Annotated in this window: 23 protein-coding genes; 9 read left to right on the top strand and 14 right to left on the bottom strand. The window is 69.4% G+C overall.

Going from position 1 to position 23708, the window contains the following annotated elements:
* Positions 1 to 14 precede the first annotated feature (14 nt).
* The gene (gene lrp, locus ACMGFH_RS17480) at positions 15 to 470 is read left to right on the top strand and encodes an HTH-type transcriptional regulator Lrp (protein ID WP_415379750.1); all 456 of its coding nucleotides are present in this window, start codon (positions 15 to 17) and stop codon (positions 468 to 470) included.
* A gap of 6 nt (positions 471 to 476) precedes the next feature.
* On the opposite strand, the gene ACMGFH_RS17475 is transcribed toward lrp, so the two are convergent.
* Together ACMGFH_RS17475 and thsA are read right to left on the bottom strand one after the other, a co-directional pair.
* Positions 477 to 866 carry a hypothetical protein gene (locus ACMGFH_RS17475; RefSeq protein ID WP_415379748.1) on the bottom strand — a complete coding sequence of 130 codons (390 nt, stop codon included), beginning with the start codon at positions 864 to 866 and terminating at the stop codon, positions 477 to 479.
* Between the two features lie 153 nt (positions 867 to 1019).
* Positions 1020 to 2699, bottom strand: a complete 1680-nt coding sequence (thsA, locus tag ACMGFH_RS17470; RefSeq protein ID WP_415379747.1) for a thermosome subunit alpha — start codon at positions 2697 to 2699, stop codon at positions 1020 to 1022.
* A gap of 291 nt (positions 2700 to 2990) precedes the next feature.
* Here thsA and ACMGFH_RS17465 point away from each other — a divergent pair, with 291 nt between their 5' ends.
* Complete coding sequence (locus tag ACMGFH_RS17465) at positions 2991 to 3518, top strand: TspO/MBR family protein (RefSeq protein WP_415379745.1); 528 nt, start codon at positions 2991 to 2993, stop codon at positions 3516 to 3518.
* Here ACMGFH_RS17465 and ACMGFH_RS17460 read toward each other — a convergent pair whose 3' ends face one another.
* Both ACMGFH_RS17460 and ACMGFH_RS17455 read right to left on the bottom strand, forming a co-directional pair.
* Complete coding sequence (locus ACMGFH_RS17460; protein ID WP_415379744.1) at positions 3519 to 4430, bottom strand: alpha/beta fold hydrolase; 912 nt, start codon at positions 4428 to 4430, stop codon at positions 3519 to 3521.
* A 138-nt stretch (positions 4431 to 4568) separates the two neighbouring features.
* Positions 4569 to 5120, bottom strand: a complete 552-nt coding sequence (locus tag ACMGFH_RS17455) for a universal stress protein (RefSeq protein ID WP_415379742.1) — start codon at positions 5118 to 5120, stop codon at positions 4569 to 4571.
* Positions 5121 to 5261: 141 nt separating this feature from the next.
* Between ACMGFH_RS17455 and ACMGFH_RS17450 the strand changes: the two genes are divergently transcribed.
* From ACMGFH_RS17450 to ACMGFH_RS17440, 3 genes are all read left to right on the top strand, one after another.
* On the top strand, positions 5262 to 6251 hold the full coding sequence (locus ACMGFH_RS17450; protein WP_415379741.1) for an ornithine cyclodeaminase family protein: 990 nt from the start codon (positions 5262 to 5264) through the stop codon (positions 6249 to 6251).
* A 166-nt stretch (positions 6252 to 6417) separates the two neighbouring features.
* Positions 6418 to 8121, top strand: coding sequence for a thiamine pyrophosphate-binding protein (locus ACMGFH_RS17445; protein WP_415379740.1), 1704 nt, complete (start codon positions 6418 to 6420; stop codon positions 8119 to 8121).
* A 191-nt stretch (positions 8122 to 8312) separates the two neighbouring features.
* Positions 8313 to 9281 carry an NAD-dependent epimerase/dehydratase family protein gene (locus ACMGFH_RS17440; RefSeq protein WP_415379738.1) on the top strand — a complete coding sequence of 323 codons (969 nt, stop codon included), beginning with the start codon at positions 8313 to 8315 and terminating at the stop codon, positions 9279 to 9281.
* Between the two features lie 41 nt (positions 9282 to 9322).
* Here ACMGFH_RS17440 and ACMGFH_RS17435 read toward each other — a convergent pair whose 3' ends face one another.
* The 3 genes from ACMGFH_RS17435 to ACMGFH_RS17425 form a co-directional block, all read right to left on the bottom strand.
* On the bottom strand, positions 9323 to 10030 hold the full coding sequence (locus tag ACMGFH_RS17435; protein ID WP_415379737.1) for an SIMPL domain-containing protein: 708 nt from the start codon (positions 10028 to 10030) through the stop codon (positions 9323 to 9325).
* 109 nt (positions 10031 to 10139) lie between these two features.
* The gene (locus tag ACMGFH_RS17430) at positions 10140 to 10736 is read right to left on the bottom strand and encodes an HD domain-containing protein (RefSeq protein WP_415379736.1); all 597 of its coding nucleotides are present in this window, start codon (positions 10734 to 10736) and stop codon (positions 10140 to 10142) included.
* Positions 10736 to 11482: an EthD domain-containing protein gene (locus ACMGFH_RS17425; protein WP_415379735.1), complete on the bottom strand. Its 747-nt coding sequence runs from the start codon at positions 11480 to 11482 to the stop codon at positions 10736 to 10738. The genes ACMGFH_RS17430 and ACMGFH_RS17425 overlap by 1 nt, the downstream gene beginning before the upstream one ends.
* Positions 11483 to 11592: 110 nt before the next feature.
* Between ACMGFH_RS17425 and surE the strand changes: the two genes are divergently transcribed.
* The 3 genes from surE to ACMGFH_RS17410 all read left to right on the top strand — a co-directional run bounded on the left by surE (position 11593) and on the right by ACMGFH_RS17410 (position 14804).
* Positions 11593 to 12384: a 5'/3'-nucleotidase SurE gene (gene surE, locus ACMGFH_RS17420; protein ID WP_415379734.1), complete on the top strand. Its 792-nt coding sequence runs from the start codon at positions 11593 to 11595 to the stop codon at positions 12382 to 12384.
* An 88-nt stretch (positions 12385 to 12472) separates the two neighbouring features.
* Entirely contained in the window at positions 12473 to 13471 is a 999-nt protein-coding gene (locus ACMGFH_RS17415; protein WP_415379733.1) for a hypothetical protein, read from the top strand.
* Between the two features lie 64 nt (positions 13472 to 13535).
* A complete protein-coding gene (locus tag ACMGFH_RS17410) occupies positions 13536 to 14804 on the top strand; it encodes a M24 family metallopeptidase (protein ID WP_415379732.1) in 1269 nt (422 codons plus the stop codon).
* A 34-nt stretch (positions 14805 to 14838) separates the two neighbouring features.
* Here the strand turns inward: ACMGFH_RS17410 and ACMGFH_RS17405 are convergent, their stop codons facing one another.
* Complete coding sequence (locus ACMGFH_RS17405; RefSeq protein WP_415379731.1) at positions 14839 to 15993, bottom strand: sensor histidine kinase; 1155 nt, start codon at positions 15991 to 15993, stop codon at positions 14839 to 14841.
* Between the two features lie 119 nt (positions 15994 to 16112).
* Between ACMGFH_RS17405 and ACMGFH_RS17400 the strand changes: the two genes are divergently transcribed.
* A complete protein-coding gene (locus ACMGFH_RS17400) occupies positions 16113 to 17114 on the top strand; it encodes an LLM class flavin-dependent oxidoreductase (protein WP_415379730.1) in 1002 nt (333 codons plus the stop codon).
* Between the two features lie 288 nt (positions 17115 to 17402).
* Here the strand turns inward: ACMGFH_RS17400 and ACMGFH_RS17395 are convergent, their stop codons facing one another.
* From ACMGFH_RS17395 to ACMGFH_RS17370, 6 genes are all read right to left on the bottom strand, one after another.
* Positions 17403 to 17816, bottom strand: coding sequence for a PaaI family thioesterase (locus ACMGFH_RS17395; RefSeq protein WP_415379729.1), 414 nt, complete (start codon positions 17814 to 17816; stop codon positions 17403 to 17405).
* A gap of 541 nt (positions 17817 to 18357) precedes the next feature.
* The gene (locus ACMGFH_RS17390; RefSeq protein WP_415379728.1) at positions 18358 to 19317 is read right to left on the bottom strand and encodes a GNAT family N-acetyltransferase; all 960 of its coding nucleotides are present in this window, start codon (positions 19315 to 19317) and stop codon (positions 18358 to 18360) included.
* A 7-nt stretch (positions 19318 to 19324) separates the two neighbouring features.
* The gene (gene gatD, locus ACMGFH_RS17385; RefSeq protein WP_415379727.1) at positions 19325 to 20578 is read right to left on the bottom strand and encodes a Glu-tRNA(Gln) amidotransferase subunit GatD; all 1254 of its coding nucleotides are present in this window, start codon (positions 20576 to 20578) and stop codon (positions 19325 to 19327) included.
* 53 nt (positions 20579 to 20631) lie between these two features.
* A complete protein-coding gene (locus tag ACMGFH_RS17380; RefSeq protein WP_415383276.1) occupies positions 20632 to 21801 on the bottom strand; it encodes a zinc-dependent alcohol dehydrogenase in 1170 nt (389 codons plus the stop codon).
* A gap of 41 nt (positions 21802 to 21842) precedes the next feature.
* The gene (locus ACMGFH_RS17375) at positions 21843 to 22619 is read right to left on the bottom strand and encodes an SRPBCC family protein (protein ID WP_415379726.1); all 777 of its coding nucleotides are present in this window, start codon (positions 22617 to 22619) and stop codon (positions 21843 to 21845) included.
* A 180-nt stretch (positions 22620 to 22799) separates the two neighbouring features.
* Positions 22800 to 23648, bottom strand: coding sequence for an alpha/beta fold hydrolase (locus ACMGFH_RS17370; RefSeq protein WP_415379725.1), 849 nt, complete (start codon positions 23646 to 23648; stop codon positions 22800 to 22802).
* Positions 23649 to 23708 lie beyond the last annotated feature (60 nt).

Here is a 23708-nt window from a genome sequence, read left to right as displayed (position 1 = left end):
AGTTGCTGGGTGTAATGACGTACGAAAATCTCGACCGCAAGTTGGTAAACGCGCTGCTGGGCGACGGACGGGCGAGCCTCCGAAGCCTCGGCGAAGACCTCGACGTGTCGGTGACGACCGTCTCGAATCACCTCTCGGATCTGGAAGAAGACGGTATCATCCAGGGGTACACGCCGAAGGTCGACTACGACAAGCTCGGCTACGACGTGACCGCGATCCTCCAGCTCAAAGTGGAGGGGAGCTCCCTCCCGGAGGTCACCGAGTCGCTGCGGGAACACGACAAGATGGTCTCGGTCTACGAGGTGACCGGCGACTACGACATCATCGCCATCGGCAAGTTCACCGACACCGACGGCATGAACGAGCACATCAAGGAGCTGCTCGTCGACCCCGAGATCAAGGAGTCCAACACCAGCGTCGTGCTCAACGCCGCCTCCGAGCACGAGCAGTTCGAACTCGACACGGAGTAGTCGGTATCAACAGGGCGACACCGCATCGCCCCCGACGCGCTCGGTCGCGTTCGCGGTCACGCGGTATCGCGCCCGTGACGCGTCGTCCGCCTCGTCTTCTGCCGTCCCGTACCAGTAGGGCTGCGTCACGTTCACCGAGAGGGCCTCGGCGCTACGGTCGGTGACGACCGCCTCGCGGTCGACGACGGTCGGGTCGGTTCCCCACTCGTCGACGCAGGTGGCGTTCGACAGGCGCTCCGAGACGAACGCCTCCTCGGCGGCGAGTGCCCGTTCGGTCGCGTTCTCGTCCGAAAATCCCGGGCCCGAGAGCGGACTTGCACAGCCCGCCAGCACCGCGGCGGTGACCACGAGGGCGAGGGAGGCGAAGCGGACAGCGGAGAGCGAGCGCTCGCGCATACCGGGCGGTGGTGTCAGTATGACATAAGCTTCCCGCACGGTAACCGGCTTCGTCACTCACCGGGCGAAAACGGGAGAAACCGCGAATGTAGAGAGTCCGCAGTGGTCGACGGCGATTCGGGGTCGGGGTAGCAGTTGGGCAGTGGCCGACTTTTACATCATGCCGCCCATGCCGCCGCCCATGCCGCCCATGCCGCCGCCCATGCCGCCGGGCGCGCCGCCGGGGCCGCCGGGCGCGCCGCCGTCGTCGTCGTCGCCGGTGGCGCCGCCCTTCAGGTCGCCGGCAGCGATGACGTCGTCGATGCGGAGGATCATGACGGCCGCTTCCGTCGCGGACTCGACTGCCTGGGTCTTCACGCGGAGGGGCTCGACGACGCCCTCCTCGACCATGTCGACGGTGTCGCCGGTGTAGGCGTCGAGGCCGACCTGGTGGTTACCGGAGTCGTGCTGAGAGCGCAGGTCGACCAGCGAGTCGATCGGGTCGAGCCCGGCGTTCTCGGCGAGCGTGCGCGGGACGACGTCGATGGCGTCCGCGAAGGCCTCGACGGCCAGCTGCTCGCGGCCGCCGACGGAGTCGGCGAAGTCGCGCAGTTCGAGGGCGAGGTGGGCCTCGGGGGCGCCGCCGCCCGGGAGGACCTGCCCGTCTTCGAGGGTCACGGAGACGACGCCGAGCGAGTCCTCGATGGCGCGCTCGACCTCGTCGGCGACGTGCTCGGTGCCGCCGCGGAGGATCATGGTGACCGCTTTCGCGTCCTCGACGTCCTCGACGAAGATGCGCTCGTCGCCGGCGACGTCCTTCTGGGCGACGCTACCCGCGTGGCCGAGGTCGTCGGCCTCGATGTCGTCGATGTTGGAGACGATGCGGCCGCCGGTGGCTCGCGAGAGCGCCTTCATCGTGGACTTCTTCGCGCGGCGGACCGCGAGGATGCCGCGCTGGGCGAGGTAGTGCTGGGCCATGTCGTCGATGCCCTTCTGGGCGATGACGACGTCGGCGCCGGCCTCGTCGAGCTCGTCGACGTACTCCTTGAGCTGCTCCTCTTCCTGGTCGAGGAACTGCTGGAGCTGGTCGGGGTCGGTGACGTTGACCTCGGTGTCGAGCTCGGTCTCGGGCACCTCGATGGCCGTGTCGAGCAGCGCCACGTCGGCGTCCTCGACGGCGTAGGGCATGTTCTCGTGGACGCGCTCCTTGTCGATGATGACGCCCTCGACGAGCTCGGACTCGTCGATGGAGCCGCCGACGACGGTCTCGAGCTGGATGTTGTCGGTGTCGACGCCGTCCTCGTCGGCGACCGCCTGCACGGCGTTGACGACGAGCGTCGAGAGGGTGTCCTTCGCGTTCTCGGCGCCCTTGCCGGTCATCGCCGTGGCGGCGATGGATTCGAGGATCTCGGTGTCGCCGGCGTCGACGTCGATGGCGATCTCTTCGAGGGACTCCTTGGCCTTCTCCGCGGCCTGGCGGTACCCCTGCGCGAGGATGGTGGCGTGGATATCCTGGTCGAGGAGGTCCTCGGCCTTGCCCAGCAGTTCACCGGAGATGACGACCGCAGTCGTCGTGCCGTCGCCGACCTCGTCCTCCTGGGTCTGGGCGACCTCGACGATCATGTTGGCGGCCGGGTGCTCGATGTCCATCTCTTCGAGGATGGTGACGCCGTCGTTGGTGACGACGACCCCGCCGGAGTCGTCGACGAGCATCTTGTCCATCCCCTTCGGGCCGAGTGTCGTCCGTACGGACTCGGCCACGGCCTTCCCGGCCGTGATGTTCATGGACTGTGCGTCCTTCCCCGAGGTTCGCTGCGAGTCCTCGGACATGATGATGAGGGGTTGGTTACCCATCTGCTGAGCCATAGTCAAGAGAAAGATTGATTGTGATTCTATATAAAGGTGTCGGTGGTAAACGGCGTTCCGTTCGCTGGACGCCCGAGCGATGTGTGCGAATTAGTATCAAACTCGCATTTATATACGATACTCCGCAGTCTCGGGGCGAGAGACGGCGACGGGAACCGGTGAGTGCAGTGAACGCGGCGAGCACCGGAGTGGTGGCGAGCGGGGAGACGAACGATGGAGGACACTCCCGGTGGGAGGCCAAGGCGGGGTGATTTGCGTGCGCGGGCCCAACTGGTGTGCATGACCCGAACGCAAACCCTGGGATCCGGCGGGAACGGCCGCCGGAGCGCGCTGGCGGTCGTGGCCGGGATCGTTCTCGTGAACGTCGTCGGCGCCGCGCCGGCGGTCCTGTCGGGGCCCGGATCGGCGTGGTTCCAGGCGCTCGCGAAACCGGCGATCTATCCGCCGCCGTGGCTGTTCGGCGTCGTCTGGACGCTCCTGTTCACGCTCATGGGGGTCGCCCTCGCGCTGGTCTGGCTGTCGGACGGGACCGGCGACGGGGACGGGGCCGGCTGGAGCGGTCGCCGGCTCGCGCTCGCGCTGTTCGCGGGGCAGATGGTCCTCAACGTCGCGTGGACGCCGGCGTTTTTCGCCGCGGAGAACCTGCTGGCGGGACTGGTCGTCATCGTCGCGCTGTGGCCAGCAGTGCTCGCGACCATCTGGGCGTTCGACCGCGTCGACCGCCGCGCGGCGCTGTTGCTCGTCCCCTACCTCGCGTGGGTCACGTTCGCCGCCGTCCTGAACTACCAGTTCTGGGCGCTGAACTGATCAGTCGTCTGACCCCGACTCGGGTTCGGCTTTAAGGTGCGCGATCAGCGCGTCGTTGACCCGGTCGGGTTCCTCGTCGTGGACCCAGTGAGAGGCCCACGGGATCCGTTCGAGCCGACCGTCCGTGCAGTAGCCGACGCTCTCGGCGGCGAGCTTCGGGAGCAGCGCCACGTCCTCGTCGCCCCAGACGACGAGCGTCGGCGCGTCGACAGTCTCGCGCGGCGGCTCGTCCGGGCGGCGGACGAGCGCCCGGTACCAGTTCACCGCGCCGCGGATAGACCCCTGTCGGCGCCAGGCGTCGCGGTAGTGCGCCAGGTCCTCGTCGGTGAACGCGCCGGGGTTGGCGCTCTCTTCGAGGACGTCGAGCATCCCCCGGGCGTCGTCGCGTCCGAGGAACAGTTCCGGCACGCGCGGGATCTGGAACGCGAACATGTACCAGCTCCGGAGCAGCTGCCGGGGATTCGACCGGAGCGCCCGCCGCATGACGGCCGGATGCGGGACGTTGATGATCCCGAGTCTGTCGACGGACTCCGGGTGGCGAAGCGCCAGGTCCCAGGCGACCGCCGCGCCCCAGTCGTGACCGATCACGTGCGCGCGGTCGCGGTCCTCGGCGGCGACGAGTTCGACGACGTCCCGCGAGAGCTCCCGCATGCGGTAGGCGTCGAGACGCCGCGGCTTCTCGCTGAGGTTGTACCCGCGCTGGTCGGGGACGACGACCCGGAACCCCGCGTCGACGAGCGCCGGGATCTGGTGGCGCCAGCCGTACCAGAAGTCCGGGAAGCCGTGGAGCAACACGACGAGCGGGTCGGCGGGGTCGCCGGCCGTGACGACGTGCAGGTCGACGCCGTTGACGGTCCGGCGCACCGACTCGGCGGAGGGCGACTCGAGCAGGGTCGCGTCCGTGGCTGTCATACGTGACACTCCGGGCGGAACGACCGTGTAGATTCTGGTGGGCTGAAGATTCGGGCAGGCGACTGGGCGGACCCCGGTCGGGCCCGTGCCGGGAATCCCGGGCCAGCCAGACCAGACGGGCCCGGACCCGCTGGCGCGTCAGGCCGCCTTCGTCGGTTCGTCGGACTCCTGACCGCTCACTGGTTCCACCTTCGTCCCGCCGCAGTTGCGACACGACGGGATGTCCAGATCGTGGTCGGTGTAGTACTCCTCGCCGCAGCTCCGACAGCGGTGACTCGGGGTCCGCTGCTGTCGTCGGTCCCCCGTGACGACGACCGGTCGGTCCGCGTCGAGCGTGACCTCCTGGCTGACGCTTCCGAACAGGACTGACCCGAGCGGCGACCGCTTGCGTCCGCCCAGCAGGATCATGTTCGCACCGACCTCCTCGGCCGCCTCGAGGATCTCCGTCGCGGGGTCGCCGTGCCGGCTCATCGGTTCGACCGCGACGCCGGCGTCCCGCAGTCGCTCGTGCGCCCGCTCTCCCGCTCTGAGCTGGATCGGCGACGTTTTCTCCGCGCGATCGGCCTCGCTGAACACGTGCAGGAGCACCACCTCGACCTCCGCGCCGGCGTTCGGTAACTCGATCGCCGTCTCTACCTGTGCCGTCGCCCGCGATTCCGCCGTGTCGACCGGCAACAGGACTGTGTACATGGGTGTGTCACCCGTGCGAAGATACGGCAAGAGTCGCCTAAACTGTTCCCCCGGGGCCGTCCCGTCGGACGAGGTTCCCCCGCCCTGGCGCGGACCCGGTCGCGGTCGAACTTCTAAGTGCCGGGCGACGGAAGGATCGGTATGCAGACGCTTCTGCTGGACCCAGACGCCGTCGAGGAAGCCGCGGAGATGCCGGCGGTCGTGGACGCCGTCGAGGAGGCGTTCGCGGCCGGCGCCCGCGGCGACGTCCAGATGCCTGCCAAATCCTACATCGACTTGCCCGAGTACAACGGCGACTTCCGGTCGATGCCCGCCTACATGGATGCCGGCGACTGGGACGCCGCGGCGGTCAAGTGGGTCAACGTCCACCCCGACAACCCCGCGGACCACGCCCTCCCGACGGTGATGGGCACCGTCGTCTACTCCGATCCCGAGACGGCGTTCCCCCTCGCGTTGCTCGACGGGACGACGATCACCCGCGAGCGGACCGGCGCTGCAGCCGCCGTCGCGACCGACTACCTCGCCGTCGAGGACGCCCGGACGATGGGCATCGTCGGCGCCGGCGTCCAGTCGTACACGCAACTCGAAGCCGTCGCGACCGTGCGGCCCATCGAGGAAGTCGTCGTCGCCGACCGCGACGACGAGCGGGTCGCCGAGTTCGTGGAGGCCTTCGACGACCGGTTCGACGTCCGCGGCGGGTCGATCGAGGAGGCCGGCCGGTGCGACGTCCTCTCGACGGTGACGCCCGTCGAAGAGCCGATCGTCCACAGCGTCGGCGAGCGCACGCACGTCAACGCGATCGGCGCCGACGCCGCCGGCAAACACGAGATCGCCGACGAGATTCTGCTCGACGCCACGCTCGTCATCGACGACTACGAGCAGTGCACCCACTCCGGTGAGATCAACGTCCCCTGGAGCGCGGGCGTCCTCGGCGACGACGACCTCCACGCGGAACTCGGCGAAATCGTCGTCGGCGAGAAACCCGGCCGGACGCCCGAGACCGGCGTCACCGTCTTCGACTCGACCGGACTAGCGACCCAGGACGTGGCCGCCAGCCACGTCGTCTACGAGTACGCCGACGAACACGACGTGGGCGAGCCCGTCTCGCTGGTCGATACCGACGTGCTCTGAGGAACGGATCGCTGCTCGTCGCAGCGGTCGAGGTCCGCGGACGTGTCGACGTCGAGCAGGACGCCGGGATCGCTCGTTTCGACGGGAGCGGCGTCGTCGGCCCGTCTGAACACCGGCTGACCCCCGCCGCGGAACTACCAAGGCGGTAGCCGTGGTACCACGGTGCATGGACACGGCCGAGCGGATCGTCGCGACGCTGGAAGCGCTCGACGTCGAGTACGTCTTCGGCTACCCCGGCGGGCGCGTGATCGAGGTGTTCGATGCCCTGGCGGAGTCCGACGTGGAGGTGGTCCGGCCGCGCGACGAGCGCGAGGCCAGCGTCATGGCCGAAGCGGCGGGGCGGATCACCCGCGACGCCGGCGTGCTCGCCGGCCAGGGACCGTGGATCGGGAGCCTCGGGACCATCGGCCAGATGGAAGCGCGACTCGGCTCCTCGCCGATGGTCGTCCTGACGGAGATGAGCGAGCGCGGCGACTATTCCACGCTCGCGCCGTACCAGCAGGCCCGCGGCGACTACGGCGGCCTCGACCTGCCGTCGATCCTCGACGGCGTGACCGCGGAGCACTGGGAACCTCGGACGCCCGTGGAGACGATCCGAAGCCTCCAGTTGGCGTTCAAACACGCCACGGCCGGGCGGCCCGGGCCCTGCGCGGTCGTCCTCGACGGCGACGCCGTGACCGAGGAAGTGCCAGACGGCCCGACGCCGCCGCTGTGGGACGACGCGGCCCAGACCCGGACCTGGGACGCACGACCGGTCGACGGTGACCTCTCGCGGGCGGCCGACGCGCTCGCCGACGCGGACCGCCCCGTGGTGCTCGCGGGCAACGGCGTCCACGCCGCAAACGCCTACGACGAACTCGAAGCGGTCGCCGCGGCCGCTGACGCCGTCGTCGTCACCTCCTACCTCGGAAAGTCGGCCATCGCCGAGACGCACGAGCGCGCCGCGGGCGTCGTGGGATCGTTCGGCCACGAAGGCGCCAACCAGGTCGTCAGCGAGGCCGACGTACTGCTCGTCGTCGGCTGTCGACTGAACCCGATGGACACCAACTGGAGCGCGGCGTCCTTTATCCGGCCCCACGAACAGACGATCCTTCACGCCGACGTCGACCCGCGCAACGCGGGGTGGGTCTACCCCGCCGACATCGGGTTGATCGGTGACGCGCGGGCGACGCTGGACGCGCTGGCCGAAACGTTGGCTGGCCGGGACGGTTCGTCGACCGCCGTGGACTGGGCGCTCGAGCGGGCTCAAGACGCCCGTGAGGACTTCACCGTGCCCGCCTGCGAGTCGGACGCGGCCCCGATCAAGCCCCAGCGAGCGGTCGCGGCCGTCGAGTCGATCGTCGACGCGGAGACGGTCGTGACGGCCGACTCGGGCAACAACCGCTTCTGGTTGCTGAACTACCTGCAGACGCCAGCGCGCCGGACGTACTTCGGGAGCGGCGGCGTCGGCGGGATGGGGTGGGCCGCGCCGGCGGCGGTCGCGGCGGCGCTGGTCACGGACCGGCAGGCGATCGCGGTCGCCGGCGACGGCGGCTTCGCGATGACGATGACAGCCGTCGAGACGGCCGTCCAGCAGGGCGTCGCGCCGCTGTTCGTCGTCCTCAACGACACGTCGCTCGGGATGGTCCGCCAGATGGACGACGACCTGCCGGGGACGGAGTTCCACGACACCGACTTCGTCGCGCTCGCCGAGGCGATGGGGGGTCGCGGCGAGCGAGTCACCGACCCCGCGAACCTGGAATCGGTGCTCGAAGCCGGACGCGCGGCGGACCGCCCCAGCGTCGTCGACGTGCGCATCGACCGGGACGAAGCGATGGCCGACCAGCTGGCCTCGTCGTTCTACGAGGACGTCGGCGGCCTCCACGAGTGATCGCGGCGCTCGGTCGGCTTCCGGGGGCGAACAGGTGGCGAACTCCGACCCGCGAAGCGGCGTGCCACGCGCCCGCTGACCGCTCCGCGCCGGCTCGTCAGGACATGGACGGCGGTGGTCGCGCCCTCACGGATAAATGTCAGCGCGGAATTTAGCGGCAACTTTTTCCAGCCAGTGAGCGAACGGGACGTATGGCAACGGTACTCGTGACCGGCGGGACCGGGTTCATCGGCGCGTACGTCGCGGCCGATCTGGTCGAATACGGCCACGACCCGGTCGCGTTCGACCTCTCGACCGACGAGACGCGGCTGTCGAAACTCGGCGTCGACGACGACGTGCAGGTCGTCCGCGGCGACGTGACCGACCCGACGGCGGTCGTCCGCGCCGTGGGAGAGACGGGCGCCACGCATGTGGTCCACCTGGCGGCGCTGCTGACCGACGGTGCGCGAGAGAATCCCCGGGCCGCGCTGGAGGTCAACTGCGGCGGGACGAACAACGTCTTCGAGGCGGCGCGGACCCTCTCTGACCAGGTCGAGCGTGTCGCGTGGGCCTCTTCGGCGGCCGTCTACGCTCCGCCCAAGAACTACGCCGACAACGACCGCGACGGCTGGGTCACCGAGGACGACCTCGTCTACCCGGACACCCTCTACGGCGCGACCAAGGAGTACAACGAGCACCAGGCTCGCGTCTATCACGAGGAGTACGGCGTCTCCCACGTCGGCCTGCGGCCCACGGTCGCGTACGGTCCGTACCGCGAGACCGGCGGCTCGGCGTTCCTGGTCGACCTCATCGAGAAGCCCGCGCTGGGGGAGTCGTTCGCCGTCGAGTACGGCGACCAGGTGATCGACTGGCAGTACGTCCGCGACGTCGCCCAGGCAGTCCGGAAGGCAGCGTTCGCGTCCGAATCGGACCTATCACAGCGGATCTACAACGTCCGCGGCGAGTGCGCGACGATCCGCGAGGCCGCCGAGACCGTCGAGTCTGTCGTCCCGGACGCCGACGTCTCCGTCTCGGACGAGGGCGAACTCCCGTGGACGCAGACGCTGGATACCGCTCGTGCGCGGGAAGACCTGGGCTACGACCCCGAGTACGACCTCGAGGCGGGCGTCCGCGAGTACGTCTCCGTACTCCGCGAGGAACACGGGTTGGATCCGCTCTGAGGAGTGTATTCGTCGTGATCTATCGAATACGCGGCTGAGATTCAGTCCGCAGTCGCGTTGTAGGTGATGTCGACGGTCGCCGAGACGGTCACGGGGCTGGCGTCGATAGTCGTCTCCGCGTCGGCGCCGACGCGCTCGCCGAGGAAGCCGCCGCCCTCCCCGGTCGAGACGGAACGAACGCTGCCGAGGGTGAGACCGGTGCTCTCGGCGACCGCCTCGCCCTGGCCGCGGGCGTCGTCGACGGCGGCGTCGATGGCGTCGGCACGGAGGTCCTGTCGGCGATCGTCGGAGAGGGTGAAGGTGACGCCGTTGATCTCGGTCGCCCCGTTCGCGACTGCGGCGTCGATCAAGGCGCCGGCCTCGCTGGTGTTACTCGTCGTCGCGGCGAACGACTGGCGCGCGACGTAGGTGGTCGTCCCGTTGGTCTCCTGCTGATACACCGTGTAGCCGGTAGTCCGGACCGACTCGACGGAGAGGTTCTCGTCCCCGAGCGCGTCACGTAGTGTCGACGACGAGTTCGCCAGCCGGTCGGTCGCCGCGCTCGCGGTCTCGCCCTCGGCCGTCGCCGCCACGGAGACGACGGCCCGGTCGGGCTCGGCGGACACCGAACCAGACGCCGAGACGGAGACCTCGGCGCTGTCGTTTCCGGCGGCCTGCGTCCCGTCGGCGAGGGCCGCGGCGCCGCCGATGCCGACGACGCTCAGGAGGACGATCCCGGTCAGTGCAACTGCTGAAAGTTTACCGTCCATACCTCGGCGAGGGCGGCCCGACCGATTGTTATCGACGCGCTATTTCCGATATGGTCGGCCAACCGAGGGGTAGGCCCGTCTTCGATGGCCGCGGCGGCGGGGACCGGGGTCACCCGCTCGTCTGGGAGTACTCTTCGACCCACTCGTCGAGAGAGATGCCCATCGTCGCCTGCGTGATCGCGTTCGAGGAGGCGGCGTTGGCGCTCTTGACGAGTTCGGCTTCGAGCGTCCGGTCGGGGATCTCCCCGATGAAGTGGGGGATCGCCCGCTGGACGGCGAGCGGACAGCCGGCCTCGTGGGCCAGCGCGTAGCCCGACAGGGAGTGGGGGATCACCTCGCCGGCGTAGGTCGGGTCGGGGTCGACGAGGTCGTCGTCGACGTGGTCGACGTACTCGTAGCACTTCCCGACGTCGTGGAGCAGACAGGCCGCGATCACGGCGTCGGTGTCGACCTCGGCGCCGTGGCGCGTCCGCTGGACGGCGGCCGACTCGACGGCGATCTCCGTCACGCCGCGCGTGTGCTCGACGTTGCTCACCTCGTCGATGTTCCACGCGTAGGGCACGTCCTCGACGTCGCGCCAGCCGCCGCGGCGGAGCCCGAGCACCCACGCCTCGACGACCCGCTCCCGGAGTCGGTCGTCGGTGACCGCGTCGAGTTCGGGAAAGGCGTCGCGGACCTGCTCCTCGTAGTCGGGGTGGGCTGGCATTAGCCGCCTCCGCTGTCCGTCACGTCTTTCTGGACGGTCTCGCGGCCGATGAACCGCGGGCGCTCCGCGACGGCGAGGAAGTTGTCCACGTCCGCCCGTGCTTTCGCGGCCACCTCCCTGGTGGGGTCGTAGTCGCGCGACCCGGGCGACCCGAGCGCGTCGTGGAGGTCGTCGAGCGACTCGAAGTACAGCTCCGCGACTCCGTCGAACTCCGACGCCTCGGGGTCTGTGGGATAGACGGTGTGGTAGCGGACGACTCCCTCGATGTCGCGGGCCAGTGGGGTGTGCTGGGCCTCCCAGTAGTCGCGGAACTCCTCGTGGCTCATCCCGGATTTCCGGACGAGAAACGCCGAGTGCTTGTAGAGGCCGTCCGTGTCGCCGTAGCCCGTTGCGTTCCCGGTCTCGTCCGTTTGGACGACCTCTTCGCCGATGAACCGCGGGCGCTCCGCGACGGCGAGGAAGTTGTCCACGTCCGCGCGCGCCTTCGCGGCGACCTCCTTGGTCGGGTCGTAGTCCCGCGACCCGGGAGACCCCAGCGCGTCGTGTAACTCCTCCAGCGACTCGAAGTACAGTTCGGCGATCCCGTCGAACTCGGCGGCCTCCGGGTCGGTGGGGACGACAGTGTGGTAGCGGACGACCCCCTCGATGTCGCGTGCGATGGGCGTGTGCCCGCCGAGCCAGCGCTCGCGGTACTCGTCGTGGCTCAGTCCCTCCCGCCGGACCAGCAGAGCGACGTGCTTGTACATATCTCACAAACCGACCGGGCGGCGGATGAATTTTCCGGCGATACTTGCCGGCCGCGGTGAGTTTCGTGTCGACCGATAGACCGGTATCGTCTCCGACCGAACCGCCGACGATGGACGAGACACCGCACGTCCTCCTGACGAACGACGACGGGATCGACGACCTCGGGCTTGAAGTCCTGTACGAGCGCCTCTCGGAGTCGGTCGACGTGACGGTCGTCGCGCCGGCCGAGGACCAGAGCGGCGTCGGCCGGCGCAACTCCTACTACGCGGGTCTGCGCGACCACGAGTGGGGGTACGTCGTGGAGGGGATGCCCGCCGACTGCGTCGCGTTCGGCCTCCGCGGGCTGGACGATCGACCCGACCTCGTGGTCTCCGGCGCGAACCCGGGACCGAACATCGCGCTCCACCGACTGGGCCGGTCGGGGACCGTCGGCGCGGCGGTGGAGGCGGCACACCTCGGAACGCCGGCGATAGCCGTCTCGACGTACGACCCCGTCGGCGGCGAACTCGACGACCCCACTCCGGAGTCGTTCGCCCGCTCCGCTGAGTTCACCGCGGCCCTCTGCGAGCGCCTCCCCGACTCGGGCGCGTTCGAGGCCGTCGACTACCTGAACGTCCACGTGCCGACCCGGCGCGCGGACGCGCCGGCGGTCCGGATCACCCGCCCGAACGAGGCGTTCGACGTGACGGTCTCCAGAGACGGCGACGCCGTCTCGTTCGAGGACCGCAGTTACGACCCGCTCCGGGAGGACCTCGACGTCGACTTTCCGCCCGACGAGGGCGAGACCGACCGCCGCGCGCTCGCCGACGGCGACGTGAGCGTCTCGCCGCTCGGCGTCCGCGATCAGGTCGCCGAGAGCGACGCCCTGGCCGACGCGCTCGACGGGATGGAGCTGGCCTGAGCAGCGGTGTGCGACTCACCGGTCCGTGGCTCAAACGGCCGTCGTATCCTCCTGAAGGCACTTATCCGACAGGAGCGACGGACGAAACGTGAACCGACGCGAACTCCTGGCGGTGCTCGCCGCCGGCGCGGTCGCCGTTCCCGGCTGTCTCGACGGTTCGAGCGACGCGAGCGACTCGTCGCCGACGGCGACGCCGACAGGGACGGTCGCAAAAGGGACGGACGGCGGGACGCCCGCAGACACTGAAACGGACACCGGCACCGCGTCCGGCGACTTCGTCCGCGAGGCGTTCGCCGTCCCCGAACTGGCCGCGCCGAACTCGCCGGACTCGTTCGGCGTCTACGGCGCCCGCGACGAGCAGTACGTGGTCGCACTGCTGGACGGAGCGTCGGCCTCGCGCCCTGCCGTCGACGATATAACGCTGCTCGCGGACGGAACGTCGGCCGACGCACGGAACAGTGTCGGATACGGAGGCTGGGCGCTGTTCGACTACGGCGGTGCGTACCTCCCCTCCGACAACCCGTCTGGGTGGGTCGTCTTCCGGGTGTCTAAGCCCCTGGATGTTGCGGAGGCCGCGATCACGTGGCCCGGCGGAGAGTACCCCCTCGGGGACGACGTCCTCGCAGACCTCGCCCGGCCGCCCGCCTCGTTCGAGATAGCGTCCTTCGAGGCGCCCGAGTCCGCGGCGCAGGGGACGACGTTCACGCTCTCGCTCACCGTCGAGAACACCGGCGACGTGGACGGCACGTTCGTCGGCGCGGTGAACCGCAACTTCCCGGCGTACGCACCCGTCGCGTCGATCCGACTGCCGGTCGCGGCCGGCGAGACCGCGACGTGGGAGCGGGAGGTCACGGTCGACGACGTGGGGTACGAGGGGAGCGGCGAACTGCGCCTCTGGCTGTACTGGCGCGACGACTCGGAGGACCGGCAGGTGACGGTCGATGTGGGGACGAACTCGCCCGACGGAACCCGGACGCAGGGGACCGAACCAGGGGGAACCGAACCGGGAAAAACCGGGACCAGCGGGGCGACCGACACCCCGACCGCGACGGAGAGCCAGCCGATCACTCCGGATCCCTCGGAGTGATCGCCGGGCCAGCGCTCGCAAATGTTGCCGTAACTTGATGGGGAGTCCGAGCGTATTCGGCCCCATGCACGAGCGCGAGTTCATGGCGGGAACGCGGGGGACGATGGCCGTCGACTGGGAGGAGCGCATCGACGTCCAGCGCATGCGCCGCGAGCGCTACGAGCGGGCGCTCGCACGGCTGGAGGACTCTTCGCTGGGCGCGCTCCTGCTCGTCTCGGACCCGAACATCCGCTACGTGACGGGGCTGGCGATGACCGGTGGGAGCGGCGCCGACCACTACACGCTGCTCACCGAAGACGGCGACGTGGTTCACTGGGACACCGCCGACCACGCCGCGAACCAGCGGTACAACTGCCCGTGGCTGGACGACGTCAGATACGCGGCGCCCGGCCTCGGCAACGTCCCGCGCGCGTCGGGCAGCGACTCCGCGCGATCGTTCCTCGCGTGGAAGATGGCCGGTCTCGTCGCCGACGCGATGGCGGAGTACGGCGTCGCCGACCTCGCGCTGGGCGTCGACGTGGGCGCCCGAAGGCTGCACGACGCCCTCGACGAGCGGGGCGTCGAGACCCGGACGGAGGAAGCCGTCGACCTCATGCACGACGCCCGGAAGACCAAGACTCGCGACGAGATCGAGTGTCTCCGGCAGGTCGCCGCGATCTGCGAGGCGGGCTTCCAGCGCATCGCCGAGACGGCCCGCCCCGGCCAGCGAGAGTCCGAGGTGTGGGGCGAAGCGGTCAGGGAGCTCTGGCGCCACGGCGCGACCGTCGGCGGTGGCTACCTCACCTCGGGACCGAACACGTGGCCGAAACACCAGGCCAACACGACCGACCGGGCGATGCGGCCCGGCGACCTCGTCTACGCCGACTTCTACAACGTGGGCTACCTCGGCTATCGCTCCTGTTACTACCGCACCTTCTCCCTCGGCGAGCCGACCGAGGCCCAGCGCGACGCCTACGAGACGGCCGTCGACACCCTCTACCGGGTGCTGGAGCGGATCGAACCCGGGGTCACGACCGACGAGGTGGCCGAGGCGTTCCCGGACATGGAGGGCGAACACGCCGACTGGTACGACGCCGACGAGCACTGGCAGCTGACCACCAATCACTGGGCTCACGGCCTCGGGCTCCAGCTCTACGAGGTGCCACTGATCTGGCGCGGCATCTCGCCCGATCACCCCATCGAGATCGAGGAGGGGATGACGATGGCCGTCGAAACGCAGGAACCCGCCGATCGACAGGGCGTGCGCGTCGAGGAGATGGTCGTCGTCCGCGAGGACGGCGTCGAGGTGCTGAGTCAGTGGCCGGTCGAGGAGATCACGCGCATCGATCACTGAGCGGGCGGGCGAGGGGGGTCGCGGGCCCCGCGGGTCAGTCCGCCCCGCCCACCAGTCCGAGGTCGAACTCGAAGCGCGCGCCGTCCGAGTCGTTCGAACCGTCCACGTTCCCGCGGTCGGTGACCGCGACCGTCCACCCGTGAGCTTCGGCGATCCCCCTGACGATGTCGAGGCCGAACCCGGTGCCGTCGCGCGTGCCGGAGACGCCGCTGTCGAAGACGCGCTCGCGGTCGGCCTCGGGGATGCCCGGGCCATCGTCCTCGACCGCGAACCCGCGGTCGGTGTCGACGACCGAGATCGCGACGCCGGGACCACCGTGCTCCACCGCATTGCGGAAGAGATTCGCGAACAGTCGGTCGAGTCGGTCGGGGTCGCCCTCGACGACGGTCTGGGTCCGGACGTCGAGCGTCGCGTCGTCAGTCTCGACGGTGTCCCAGGCCCGCCGCGCGGCGGTCGCCAGCGCGACCCCGGTTGGGTCTTTGACCGCGCTGCCCTCTCGGGCGACCGTCAGCACGTCGGCGACGATCCGCTCCATCCGGTCGAGCGCCCGTCCGACCCGGTCGAGTCGCGCGGACTCGCGCTCTCCGCGCTCCAGTTCTATCAGTCCGGTCGCCACCTGGAGCGGGTTCCGCAGGTCGTGGCTCACCGTGCCGGCGAACGACTCCAGCCGCTCGTTCTGGAGCGAGAGCCGGACCGCCTGCTCGTGTTTCTCGGTCACGTCGCGGCCGATCCCGCTGAAACCGACCACCGTCCCGTCGTCGTCGACGAGTCTGTGGCCCGAGAGCTGGAAGCGAACGACCGGCCCGCCCGTCTTCACCCTCGCTTCCACGGTCGTCTCGCCGCGTTCGAAGACGTCCGCGACGGCCTCGCGGACGCGCTCGCGGTCGGCCTCGATGAAGAAGTCCTCGGCGCGGGTGCCGCGGAGTTCGTCGTCGTCCAGCCCGAGGACGTCGTTGAGCCGTCGGTTCCAGGCGACCAGTCGCGCGTCCTCGTCGTAGACGTAGAACACGTCGTCGAGGGCGTCGATCCCCGCCACGACCAGGTCCGGGTCCGCGAGTACGCGGTCGAATCCGCCGTCGGTGCGGACTCGCCGCTCGCCATCGGAGCCCCCGCCGTCCGAGCGTCCGCTTTCGGTGCGCCCGCTCGATCGGGAGGCGAACCCTGGGAGATGTTCGAACAGAGGTATCATTCCGTGAGCGCGCCCATTCTCGGGCGAGAGAGCTCCCGTACCGGACAGTACGCGTCCAGGAGAGATAACTGTGCGCACTTGTCGTGTGACTATTTCACGCACCCGGCCCAACGGCCGCTATGGACCTCGGCACGGGTCTGTTCACCTGCCAGCGCCGCCCCGACGACGACCGCTCTCACGAAGCCATCTACGACGAGTTGCTCGAACTCGGCGAAGTCATCGACGACGCCGGCCTCGACTCGGCGTGGGTCTCCGAACACCACTTCGCCGACGACGGCTACCTCTCGGGGACGATGCCAGCCCTCGGCGCGCTCGCCGCCGCGACCGACGAGATCACTATCGGGACCTGCATCGCCCTCGCGCCGCTGTACGACCCCGTCCGCCTCGCCGAGGACGCCGCGACCGTCGACCTCCTCTCAAGCGGACGGCTCGCGGTGGGACTCTCCATCGGCTACCGCGACGCCGAGTTCGAGAACTTCGGGGTACCGAAGGCCGAGCGCACCGAGCGCACCGAAGAAACCGTCGAGATCCTGCGGGGCGCGTGGTCGGAAGGGCCGCTCGGCGTGGATCCCCATTTCCACGCCATCGACGCCGAGACGACCGTGACTCCCAAACCATCCGGGGATCCGCCGATATTCCTCGGCGGCGCCGCGAAACCTGCCGTCCGCCGGGCGGCCCGCGTCGGCGACGGCTGGTGCGCCCCCTCGTCGCTCTCGCTGGACGGAGTGAAAAAGCGGGTCGAAGATATCCGAAGCGTCCGCGACGAGGAAGGGATCGACGGCGACTTCCAGATATACGTCATCAAACACGGGTTCGTCGGCGATTCCAGAGAAGCCGCCTGGGAGACCATGCGCGACGGCTACTTCTACCTCCAGCGGCGCTACGCCGAGTGGTACGAGGGCGAACCGATCGACGAACTCCCCGAAGCGCGTCGCGCGGAGTTGAAACGGGGGGCCGTCTTCGGCACGCCGGACGAGGTAGTCGCGGAGTTAGCGGAGTACGGCGAGGCGCTGGGCGACGATATCCACGTCATCCTGCGGACCTACTACCCCGGCATCGGAACGGAGACCATGGTCGAGTGTATCCGACGACTTGGCGACGAGGTTGCGCCGCAGCTATAAATCCATCTTTCGCCGAAGGTGTCTTCGGTCGCGCAGATGCTCAGTACAGCGATTCAACCGACCACGTTGGGCAGTTCATCGTCCCATAGCAACCGGAGGCCAGCATAAATGATACCGAATAGAAAAACAACAGCAAGGGCGAATTCAATTCCCATATGAAAAGTATCTGCTCTCTCCCGTAAAGAGTTGCGGTCAATCCGCACACGAACTGGACGACTCCGTGAGGTACCCGTGTTCCCTTCTGGTCAGGTGATGCTTATAAACGGGAGAGTCACTATCGATGGACTCTCACCCCGATCCGCCGGTCTTGTACACGCCGCGAGCGCTCGCAAGGTGGGTGGCGCCCTCGTCGGCGGAGTCGCCCGCGTCGGCGTAGACGTCGACGTCGACGACGCCCACGTCGCTGCCCCGCCGGAGCACGTCGGCCTCGGCGGTCAGGTCGCCGGTTCCCGCTTCGAGGTAGTCCATCCGCATGTCCACCGTCGGGACCGGCCGGTCGACCAGCGAGACCAGCGCCGCCCCGCCGACGGTGTCCGCGAGCGTGTACGTGACCCCGCCGTGGGCGAGCACGCGCTCGCTATGCCACGAGAGGTCCTGTCGCATCTCCAGCCGTCCTTCGGCGTGCCCGTCGTCGATCTCGGTGAGTTCGATCCCGAGGAGGTCCGCGAACGGCATCTCCTCGAAGAAGGTCTCGACGTCCATGTGTGAGTGGTTCGGGCCGGCTCTGTGTAAATCTCCGGTCGAAGATCGGGATTTACTGAGGAAAATGGTCGTGTTGCTGGAGACAGCACCGCACTCGTGATCGTGGATCAGTACAGCGTGAAAGCCCCGACCGGTTCGAGGGCTGCGACTCGCTGCGCTCCTCACTCCGTTGTCGTTCGAAAGAGCGCGGAGCGCTCTTTCGTGATGACGAGAGAGCTTCGCTCTCTCGAACCACGGTGCTTGCGTCGTCTCGCACCTCGAACCGGCCGCCCCTTTCATTCCCACCGTGTCGGCTGGCCGGTCAGTCTGTGCGGGTGGGAATGAAAGGGGCGACCCGCTGGACGAAGGCCGGCGAAGCAAGCACCGCAGGCGAAGCCGAGGAGCGCAGCGAGCGCGTGGCGCGACCGACGGGAGCGCCACGGTCGCTCGAACGGTGAGCGAAGCGAACCGTGAGAGCCGCCCGAGTCCAGCGGGTCGGGGCTTTCACGCTGTTCTCGGATCAGCGGTCCCTCGCGGTGCCGTGACCGTATTCATCAGCTCCTCAAACCCGGCCAGTCAGATCCGCTGCCATGACGAAGTCGGGGTCTTCGCTGACGGGGATACCGGCGTAGGCGGCGTCGGAGACGTGCCGGGGCGTCTCGGGGATCAGCACTCTGGTCCGGTCGGCCCCCATCTCCGCGGCGTCCCGCGCGATGGCGGCGAACAACGCCTGCGCGGCGGGGACGTCGTCCCACGCGCCGACGCCGTACTCGACCCACAACTCGGTCTCTCCGTCGCCCTCACCGTCCCCGTCCCCACTCTCACGCTCGTAGTCCCGGGTTCGGTACGCGGCGCCGCGCGTCCCGTCGGCGTCCTGCACGGCGAACACCGCCGTCTGGTCGGCGGCCTCGCGGAACCGTTCTCGGGAGCACTCCGAGAGCGCCCACGACTCCCCGGGATCGAGCGCCAGGCCGGCGAGTTCGCGGCTCGCGTCGCTGCGCTGCCAGTAGCTCCACGCCGCGTCGGGGTCCGGAACCACGTCGAACTCACCCGCGCCGTCCCGTCCCTTCACAGGTTCGTCGGCCCGGGCGTCGACGTCCGGGTCGGGATGGGCCCACCGGAACTCCGTCGCGGGGTCGTAGCCGACGCCGCGGGCGGCGCCGAGGCCGGCGACGTTCCACGAGAACACCATGTTCCGACAGACGGTCGTGCCGCGCTCGCGCGCCCAGTCGAAGCAGGCGTCGTTCATCGCCTCGGCGACGCCCTTCGCCCGGGCGTCCTCGTCGACGCGCATCCCCTGGGCCCACGCTTCGTGCTCGGAGAGCAGGACGACCTGACAGACGCCGATTACCTGGTCGTCCTCCGCGGCGACGACGGTGCGCTGGCCGGGGCCGTCGCTCTCGACCCACTCGGGGAACACGTCGGCGATGTAGTCGCCGCGGTCGAAGCGGTCGCTCCAGGTGTCACTGGTGAACGCCGCGATGTCCCTGTGGTCGGCGGCGCGGGCCTGACGGACCTCCATCGCCACGTCAGGTCCAGGGGACCGAGCGGTCCTGGATCTCACCCGCGAGCGACGTGGACATGGCCTCCTCGACGCTCTCGACGTTCGCGAGCGCCCACATCAGCTTGACCTTCGCCGTGCCGGGAAGGGTGTCCTCGCCCTCGACGATGCCCGCTTCGAGCAGGTCGCGCCCGGTGTCGTACACCCGGTCGCAGACCCGCCCTTCGAGGCACTGGCTGGTCATCACGACCGTCGTCCCGTCGTCGACCAGATCCTCGATGGCCGGGATCCAGTCGGTGTGAACGTGCCCGAGGCCGGTGCCCTCCAGCACGACGCCCGACTTTCCGTCGAGGGCATCGAGGAACGCCCGGTCGGTGCTGGGGGTGAACTTCAGCAGGTCCACGTCGGTCTCGATGTCCGGGTCGACGTCGAGATCGGTCGCGTCGCGCTCGCGGTGTTCGCGGCGGAAGGTGATCTCCGGGTCGCCGTCGATGCTGTAGTCGGCCTCGCCCAGTGGCTTCGCACCGACCGTTTCGAAGGCGTCCCGGCGGGAGGTGTGGTTCTTCCGCGCGCGGACGCCTCGATGCAGGGCGCACCGGTCGTCGGACTCGTCGGCGTGCATGCAGATCAGGACCTCCGCGCAGTCGGACTTGGCGGCCTCGACCGCGCAGACGGCGTTCATCACGTTGTCCGAAGACGGGCGATCTGCAGAGCGCTGGCTCCCCGTGAAGACGATGGGGACCGGCGTGTCGAGCATGAACGCCATCGCGCTGGCGGTGAACTGCATCGTGTCGGTGCCGTGCATGACGACGACGCCGTCGGCGCCGGCCTCGATCTCCTCGTGGATCGCGTGCGCCAGGTCCTGCCAGACGTCGGGCGTCATGTTCTCCGAGAGGATGTTGGCGACGACGCGGCCGCGGTAGTTTGCCATCCCCGCCAGGTCCGGGACGGCGCGCAGGACGTCCTCGGCGTCGAACTGGGCGGTGACCGCGCCCGTCCGGTAGTCGACGGTCGAGGCGATGGTCCCGCCGGTCGAGATGAGCGAGACCGTGGGCAGGTCGTCGTCGAACTCGATGGTCGACTGCTCGCTCTCGGCCTGGGCCTCCTCGACGTCGTACACGTCGGATTCGAGGACTTCCACGTCGGCCTCGTCGCGGTCGATCCCGACGTTGTACCCTCCTTCGAGTTTGACGACCAGATGCTCCCCGGTCGTCGAGGGCATGAGGACGCCCTCGTGGGTCTGGTCCGCGCGTTCCACGCGGACGCGGTCTCCTGCGTTCATGTCCCGCCGTACCGCCGCCGCCAACTTGAACCCATTCGTTTCGCCGCCCCCGGTCAGGGACGGAACACCGGCCGGATCATCCCGTCTTCCTTCTCGCGGAACATCCGGTAGGCCTCGGGTCCGTCCTCCAGCGCGAACTCGTGGGTCGCCAGGTAGGAGGGGTCCATCTCCCCCTCGACGGCGAGGTCGAGCAGGTCGGGGACGTACCGCTGGCCGTGCTGCTGGGCCGTGCGGACGGTGATCCCCTTGTTTATCAGGACGCCGATCGGGAACTTGTCCATCAGGCCGTAGACGCCCAGGATCGACAGGGTGCCGCCCTTCCGACAGGCGACCATGGCCTGCCGGAGCGCCTCGCCGCGGTCGGTGTGCAGGCCGAACTGCTGTTTCGCCCGGTCGTAGCGGTGAGTGATGCCGGTCCCGTGGGCCTCCATCCCGACGGCGTCGATGCAGGCGTCCGGACCGCGCCCGCCGGTCATCGCGTCCAGTCGCTTCACGACGCTGTCGACCTCCGTGTAATCGATAGTCTCGGCACCGGCGTGTTCGCGGGCGGCCTCCAGGCGCTCGGGGAAGCGGTCGATGCCGATGACCTGCTCGGCACCCATGAGGGCGGCGCTCTGCTGGGCCATCAGGCCGACGCCACCACAGCCCCACACGGCGACGGTGTCGCCGTCCTCGATGTCGCAGAAGTCGGCGCCCATGTAGCCCGTCGGCCACGCGTCGGAGGCAAAGAGCGCCTGCGTGTCGTCGAGTTCGTCGGGCACCGCGAAGCAGTTCTCGTCGGCGTGCGGGACGCGGATGTACTCGGCGTGCGATCCGGCGTAGCCGCCGAAAGCGTGCGTGTAGCCGTAGATGCCGGCGGTCGAGTCGCCGAGTATCGGCTCCTGCATCTCGGCGTTGGGGTTCGTGTTGTCACAGAGCGACCAGAGGTCGTCCCGGCAGTAGGCGCAGGCGCCGCAGCCGATGAACGAGGGGACGACTACGCGCTGGCCGGCCTCGACGCTATCGACCGCTTCGCCGGTCTCGGCGACTTCGCCGACGAACTCGTGGCCGAGCACGTCCCCCTCGCGCATCGTCGGGATGTAGCCGTCGACGATGTGCAGATCGGAGCCGCAGGCGGTCGAGGCCGTCACCCGCAGCACCGCGTCCTTCGGGTTGACGAGCGACGGCCGCGGAACCGAGTCGACGCGGAGGTCGTCGGTGCCGTGCCAGCACAGCGCCCGCATCGACCCGATTCCCGTCGCCTCGGTCCCGCTGGTGGCGTCGCTCACAGCAGATCGCCCTCCCCGCGGGCCGAGGGATTGCGTTCGAGCGTGGGTATCTCGCCCGTCTCGACGAGGCTCTTGAACCGGCGAAGCGCCGTCCCCGCGGCCGCGTCGGGGAGGAGGTCGAACCGCTCCATCAGGGCGGTGCCGACGCGGCCGCCCGGCGGGTCGAAGCGCAGGTGGAGCGTCACCTCGGTCGACTCGCCGTCCGCGCGCGACTCGAACCGGACCGACCCCTCGTTAGGCACTCGCGCGCCGGGGAGAGACTTCCAGCGCAGGAACTCCCCCGGCTCGGCGGCGACGGTCTCGGCGTCCCACTCGACGGTCGTGTCTCGGGGCCCGATGACGGCCCAGTGCTGGCGGTCCTCGCCGGTCTGTTCGACCGCGGCGAAGTGCGCCCAGATCTGTTCGTGGGTCTCCGGGTCGCGCCAGCGGTCGTACAGCTCCTCGGCGGGACGCTCGATGGTGATCGATCGCTGGACGTCCGGCGCGTCGAGGGGCGCGCCCGTCGGCGACTGTTCACGTCGGGAACTCCAGTTCCCGGACCCGCCGGCCGAGTCGCCGCCGCGGATCGCCCGGTTCAGCAGCCATCCGCCCGCGACGGCCGCGGCGAGGCCGCGGACCGACCGCTTGCTGATCCCGTAGAGGAGGAGCGCGCCGCCGGCGATGCCGGCCGCGGCGCGGTTCCGTCGTCGTGTGTCGGTTCCACTGGTCGAACGACCGGGTCCCGCGGCGTCCGACGACTCGCGTTCGCCCGGCTGTGTGGTTTGACTGGTCATGGAAAGCTCACCCGCACGGCCCACGGATCGCCGTGACCGTGCGCTGGCGCGTCGACGCCGTTCGCGTCGGATGCGGGCGGCGACGCTCGGATCCGATCCTCGAACGGTCTCCTCGTCAGTCTCCGCCCTGCACCAGCAGGCAGCGAGCCGGGGCGCGGTTGAACCCGAGAACGAAGCGGCTCAGCGGTCGACGAGGAACGAGCGCACTTCCTCGGTCGCGACCGAACGCTGGTCGCGGAAGACGCAGTGGCCCGCGTCGTCGACGTGGACGATTCGCCCGTCCGGGATCAGGTCGACGCTCTCGCGGTCTCGCTCCCGGGCCTCCTCGTCCACGTCCGCGCGGAGGACGAGCGTCGGCGCGTCGATATCGGGGTAGAACTCGTCGGGCTCGGCCCAGCCGCTCCGGAACACCTCGGTGATGGTGGCGCTGACGCGCAGGCGCGCGTCGGCCAGCAGGCTCGCGAGTTCCTCCTCGCCCGCTTCGACGTGGCCGGCGAGTTCGTCGTCGGCCTCGAGCAGCTCGGCCTTCGAGTGGTCGTGCCACCACAGTACCTGCTGGCGGACGCCCTCTATCTCCTCCTCGCCGGGGCCGTCGCCGCCGCGGTTGTCGCGGTTGTGCGCGAGCAGTCCCGCGGGATCGACGGCGACGACTGCCCTCGGGCGGTCGGGGTAGTTCGCGGCGGTTGCGAGCACGGTGTCGCCGCCCATCGAGTGGCCCAGCAGGAGCGGGTGCTCGATGTCGAGGCCGTCGAGCAACCCGACGAGGTCGGCGGCGCGGTCGGCGGCGCCGTAGCCCGACTCCGGCGCGTCCGACTGGCCGTGGCCGCGGGCGTCGTAGAGAATCACGTCGTACTCGTCGGCCAGATCACGAGCGAGCGGGATCCGGGCGAGCCCGTCGTCGAAGACGCCGTGAGCGACGACCAGCGGCGGGCCGTCGCCGCCGGTCCGCGCGTAGTGCAGTCTGATCCCGTCGTCGACCTCGACGAAGCCCTCGGTCCACTCCTCCGGCAGCCGCGTCTCGACCGTCATGTCACCCCGTACGCGGATCGACCGCAAAAACGTGCGGGCGCCGGAAACCGGTGCGGACGC

Source organism: Halosimplex rarum, from assembly GCF_047715405.1.
Classification (GTDB): Archaea; Halobacteriota; Halobacteria; order Halobacteriales; family Haloarculaceae; genus Halosimplex; species Halosimplex rarum.
Note: the sequence above shows the minus strand (reverse complement) of the source record. Positions and strands in the feature narration are given on the sequence as shown.

What these genes read in the sequence shown, in the direction of transcription:
- lrp (WP_415379750.1), top strand. Translation starts at nt 15, where the DNA reads ATGACGTACGAAAATCTCGACCGCAAGTTGGTAAACGCGCTGCTGGGC.
- ACMGFH_RS17475 (WP_415379748.1), bottom strand. Translation starts at nt 866, where the DNA reads ATGCGCGAGCGCTCGCTCTCCGCTGTCCGCTTCGCCTCCCTCGCCCTC.
- thsA (WP_415379747.1), bottom strand. Translation starts at nt 2,699, where the DNA reads ATGGGTAACCAACCCCTCATCATCATGTCCGAGGACTCGCAGCGAACC.
- ACMGFH_RS17465 (WP_415379745.1), top strand. Translation starts at nt 2,991, where the DNA reads ATGACCCGAACGCAAACCCTGGGATCCGGCGGGAACGGCCGCCGGAGC.
- ACMGFH_RS17460 (WP_415379744.1), bottom strand. Translation starts at nt 4,430, where the DNA reads ATGACAGCCACGGACGCGACCCTGCTCGAGTCGCCCTCCGCCGAGTCG.
- ACMGFH_RS17455 (WP_415379742.1), bottom strand. Translation starts at nt 5,120, where the DNA reads ATGTACACAGTCCTGTTGCCGGTCGACACGGCGGAATCGCGGGCGACG.
- ACMGFH_RS17450 (WP_415379741.1), top strand. Translation starts at nt 5,262, where the DNA reads ATGCAGACGCTTCTGCTGGACCCAGACGCCGTCGAGGAAGCCGCGGAG.
- ACMGFH_RS17445 (WP_415379740.1), top strand. Translation starts at nt 6,418, where the DNA reads ATGGACACGGCCGAGCGGATCGTCGCGACGCTGGAAGCGCTCGACGTC.
- ACMGFH_RS17440 (WP_415379738.1), top strand. Translation starts at nt 8,313, where the DNA reads ATGGCAACGGTACTCGTGACCGGCGGGACCGGGTTCATCGGCGCGTAC.
- ACMGFH_RS17435 (WP_415379737.1), bottom strand. Translation starts at nt 10,030, where the DNA reads ATGGACGGTAAACTTTCAGCAGTTGCACTGACCGGGATCGTCCTCCTG.
- ACMGFH_RS17430 (WP_415379736.1), bottom strand. Translation starts at nt 10,736, where the DNA reads ATGCCAGCCCACCCCGACTACGAGGAGCAGGTCCGCGACGCCTTTCCC.
- ACMGFH_RS17425 (WP_415379735.1), bottom strand. Translation starts at nt 11,482, where the DNA reads ATGTACAAGCACGTCGCTCTGCTGGTCCGGCGGGAGGGACTGAGCCAC.
- surE (WP_415379734.1), top strand. Translation starts at nt 11,593, where the DNA reads ATGGACGAGACACCGCACGTCCTCCTGACGAACGACGACGGGATCGAC.
- ACMGFH_RS17410 (WP_415379732.1), top strand. Translation starts at nt 13,536, where the DNA reads ATGCACGAGCGCGAGTTCATGGCGGGAACGCGGGGGACGATGGCCGTC.
- ACMGFH_RS17405 (WP_415379731.1), bottom strand. Translation starts at nt 15,993, where the DNA reads ATGATACCTCTGTTCGAACATCTCCCAGGGTTCGCCTCCCGATCGAGC.
- ACMGFH_RS17400 (WP_415379730.1), top strand. Translation starts at nt 16,113, where the DNA reads ATGGACCTCGGCACGGGTCTGTTCACCTGCCAGCGCCGCCCCGACGAC.
- ACMGFH_RS17395 (WP_415379729.1), bottom strand. Translation starts at nt 17,816, where the DNA reads ATGGACGTCGAGACCTTCTTCGAGGAGATGCCGTTCGCGGACCTCCTC.
- ACMGFH_RS17390 (WP_415379728.1), bottom strand. Translation starts at nt 19,317, where the DNA reads ATGGAGGTCCGTCAGGCCCGCGCCGCCGACCACAGGGACATCGCGGCG.
- gatD (WP_415379727.1), bottom strand. Translation starts at nt 20,578, where the DNA reads ATGAACGCAGGAGACCGCGTCCGCGTGGAACGCGCGGACCAGACCCAC.
- ACMGFH_RS17380 (WP_415383276.1), bottom strand. Translation starts at nt 21,801, where the DNA reads ATGCGGGCGCTGTGCTGGCACGGCACCGACGACCTCCGCGTCGACTCG.
- ACMGFH_RS17375 (WP_415379726.1), bottom strand. Translation starts at nt 22,619, where the DNA reads ATGACCAGTCAAACCACACAGCCGGGCGAACGCGAGTCGTCGGACGCC.
- ACMGFH_RS17370 (WP_415379725.1), bottom strand. Translation starts at nt 23,648, where the DNA reads ATGACGGTCGAGACGCGGCTGCCGGAGGAGTGGACCGAGGGCTTCGTC.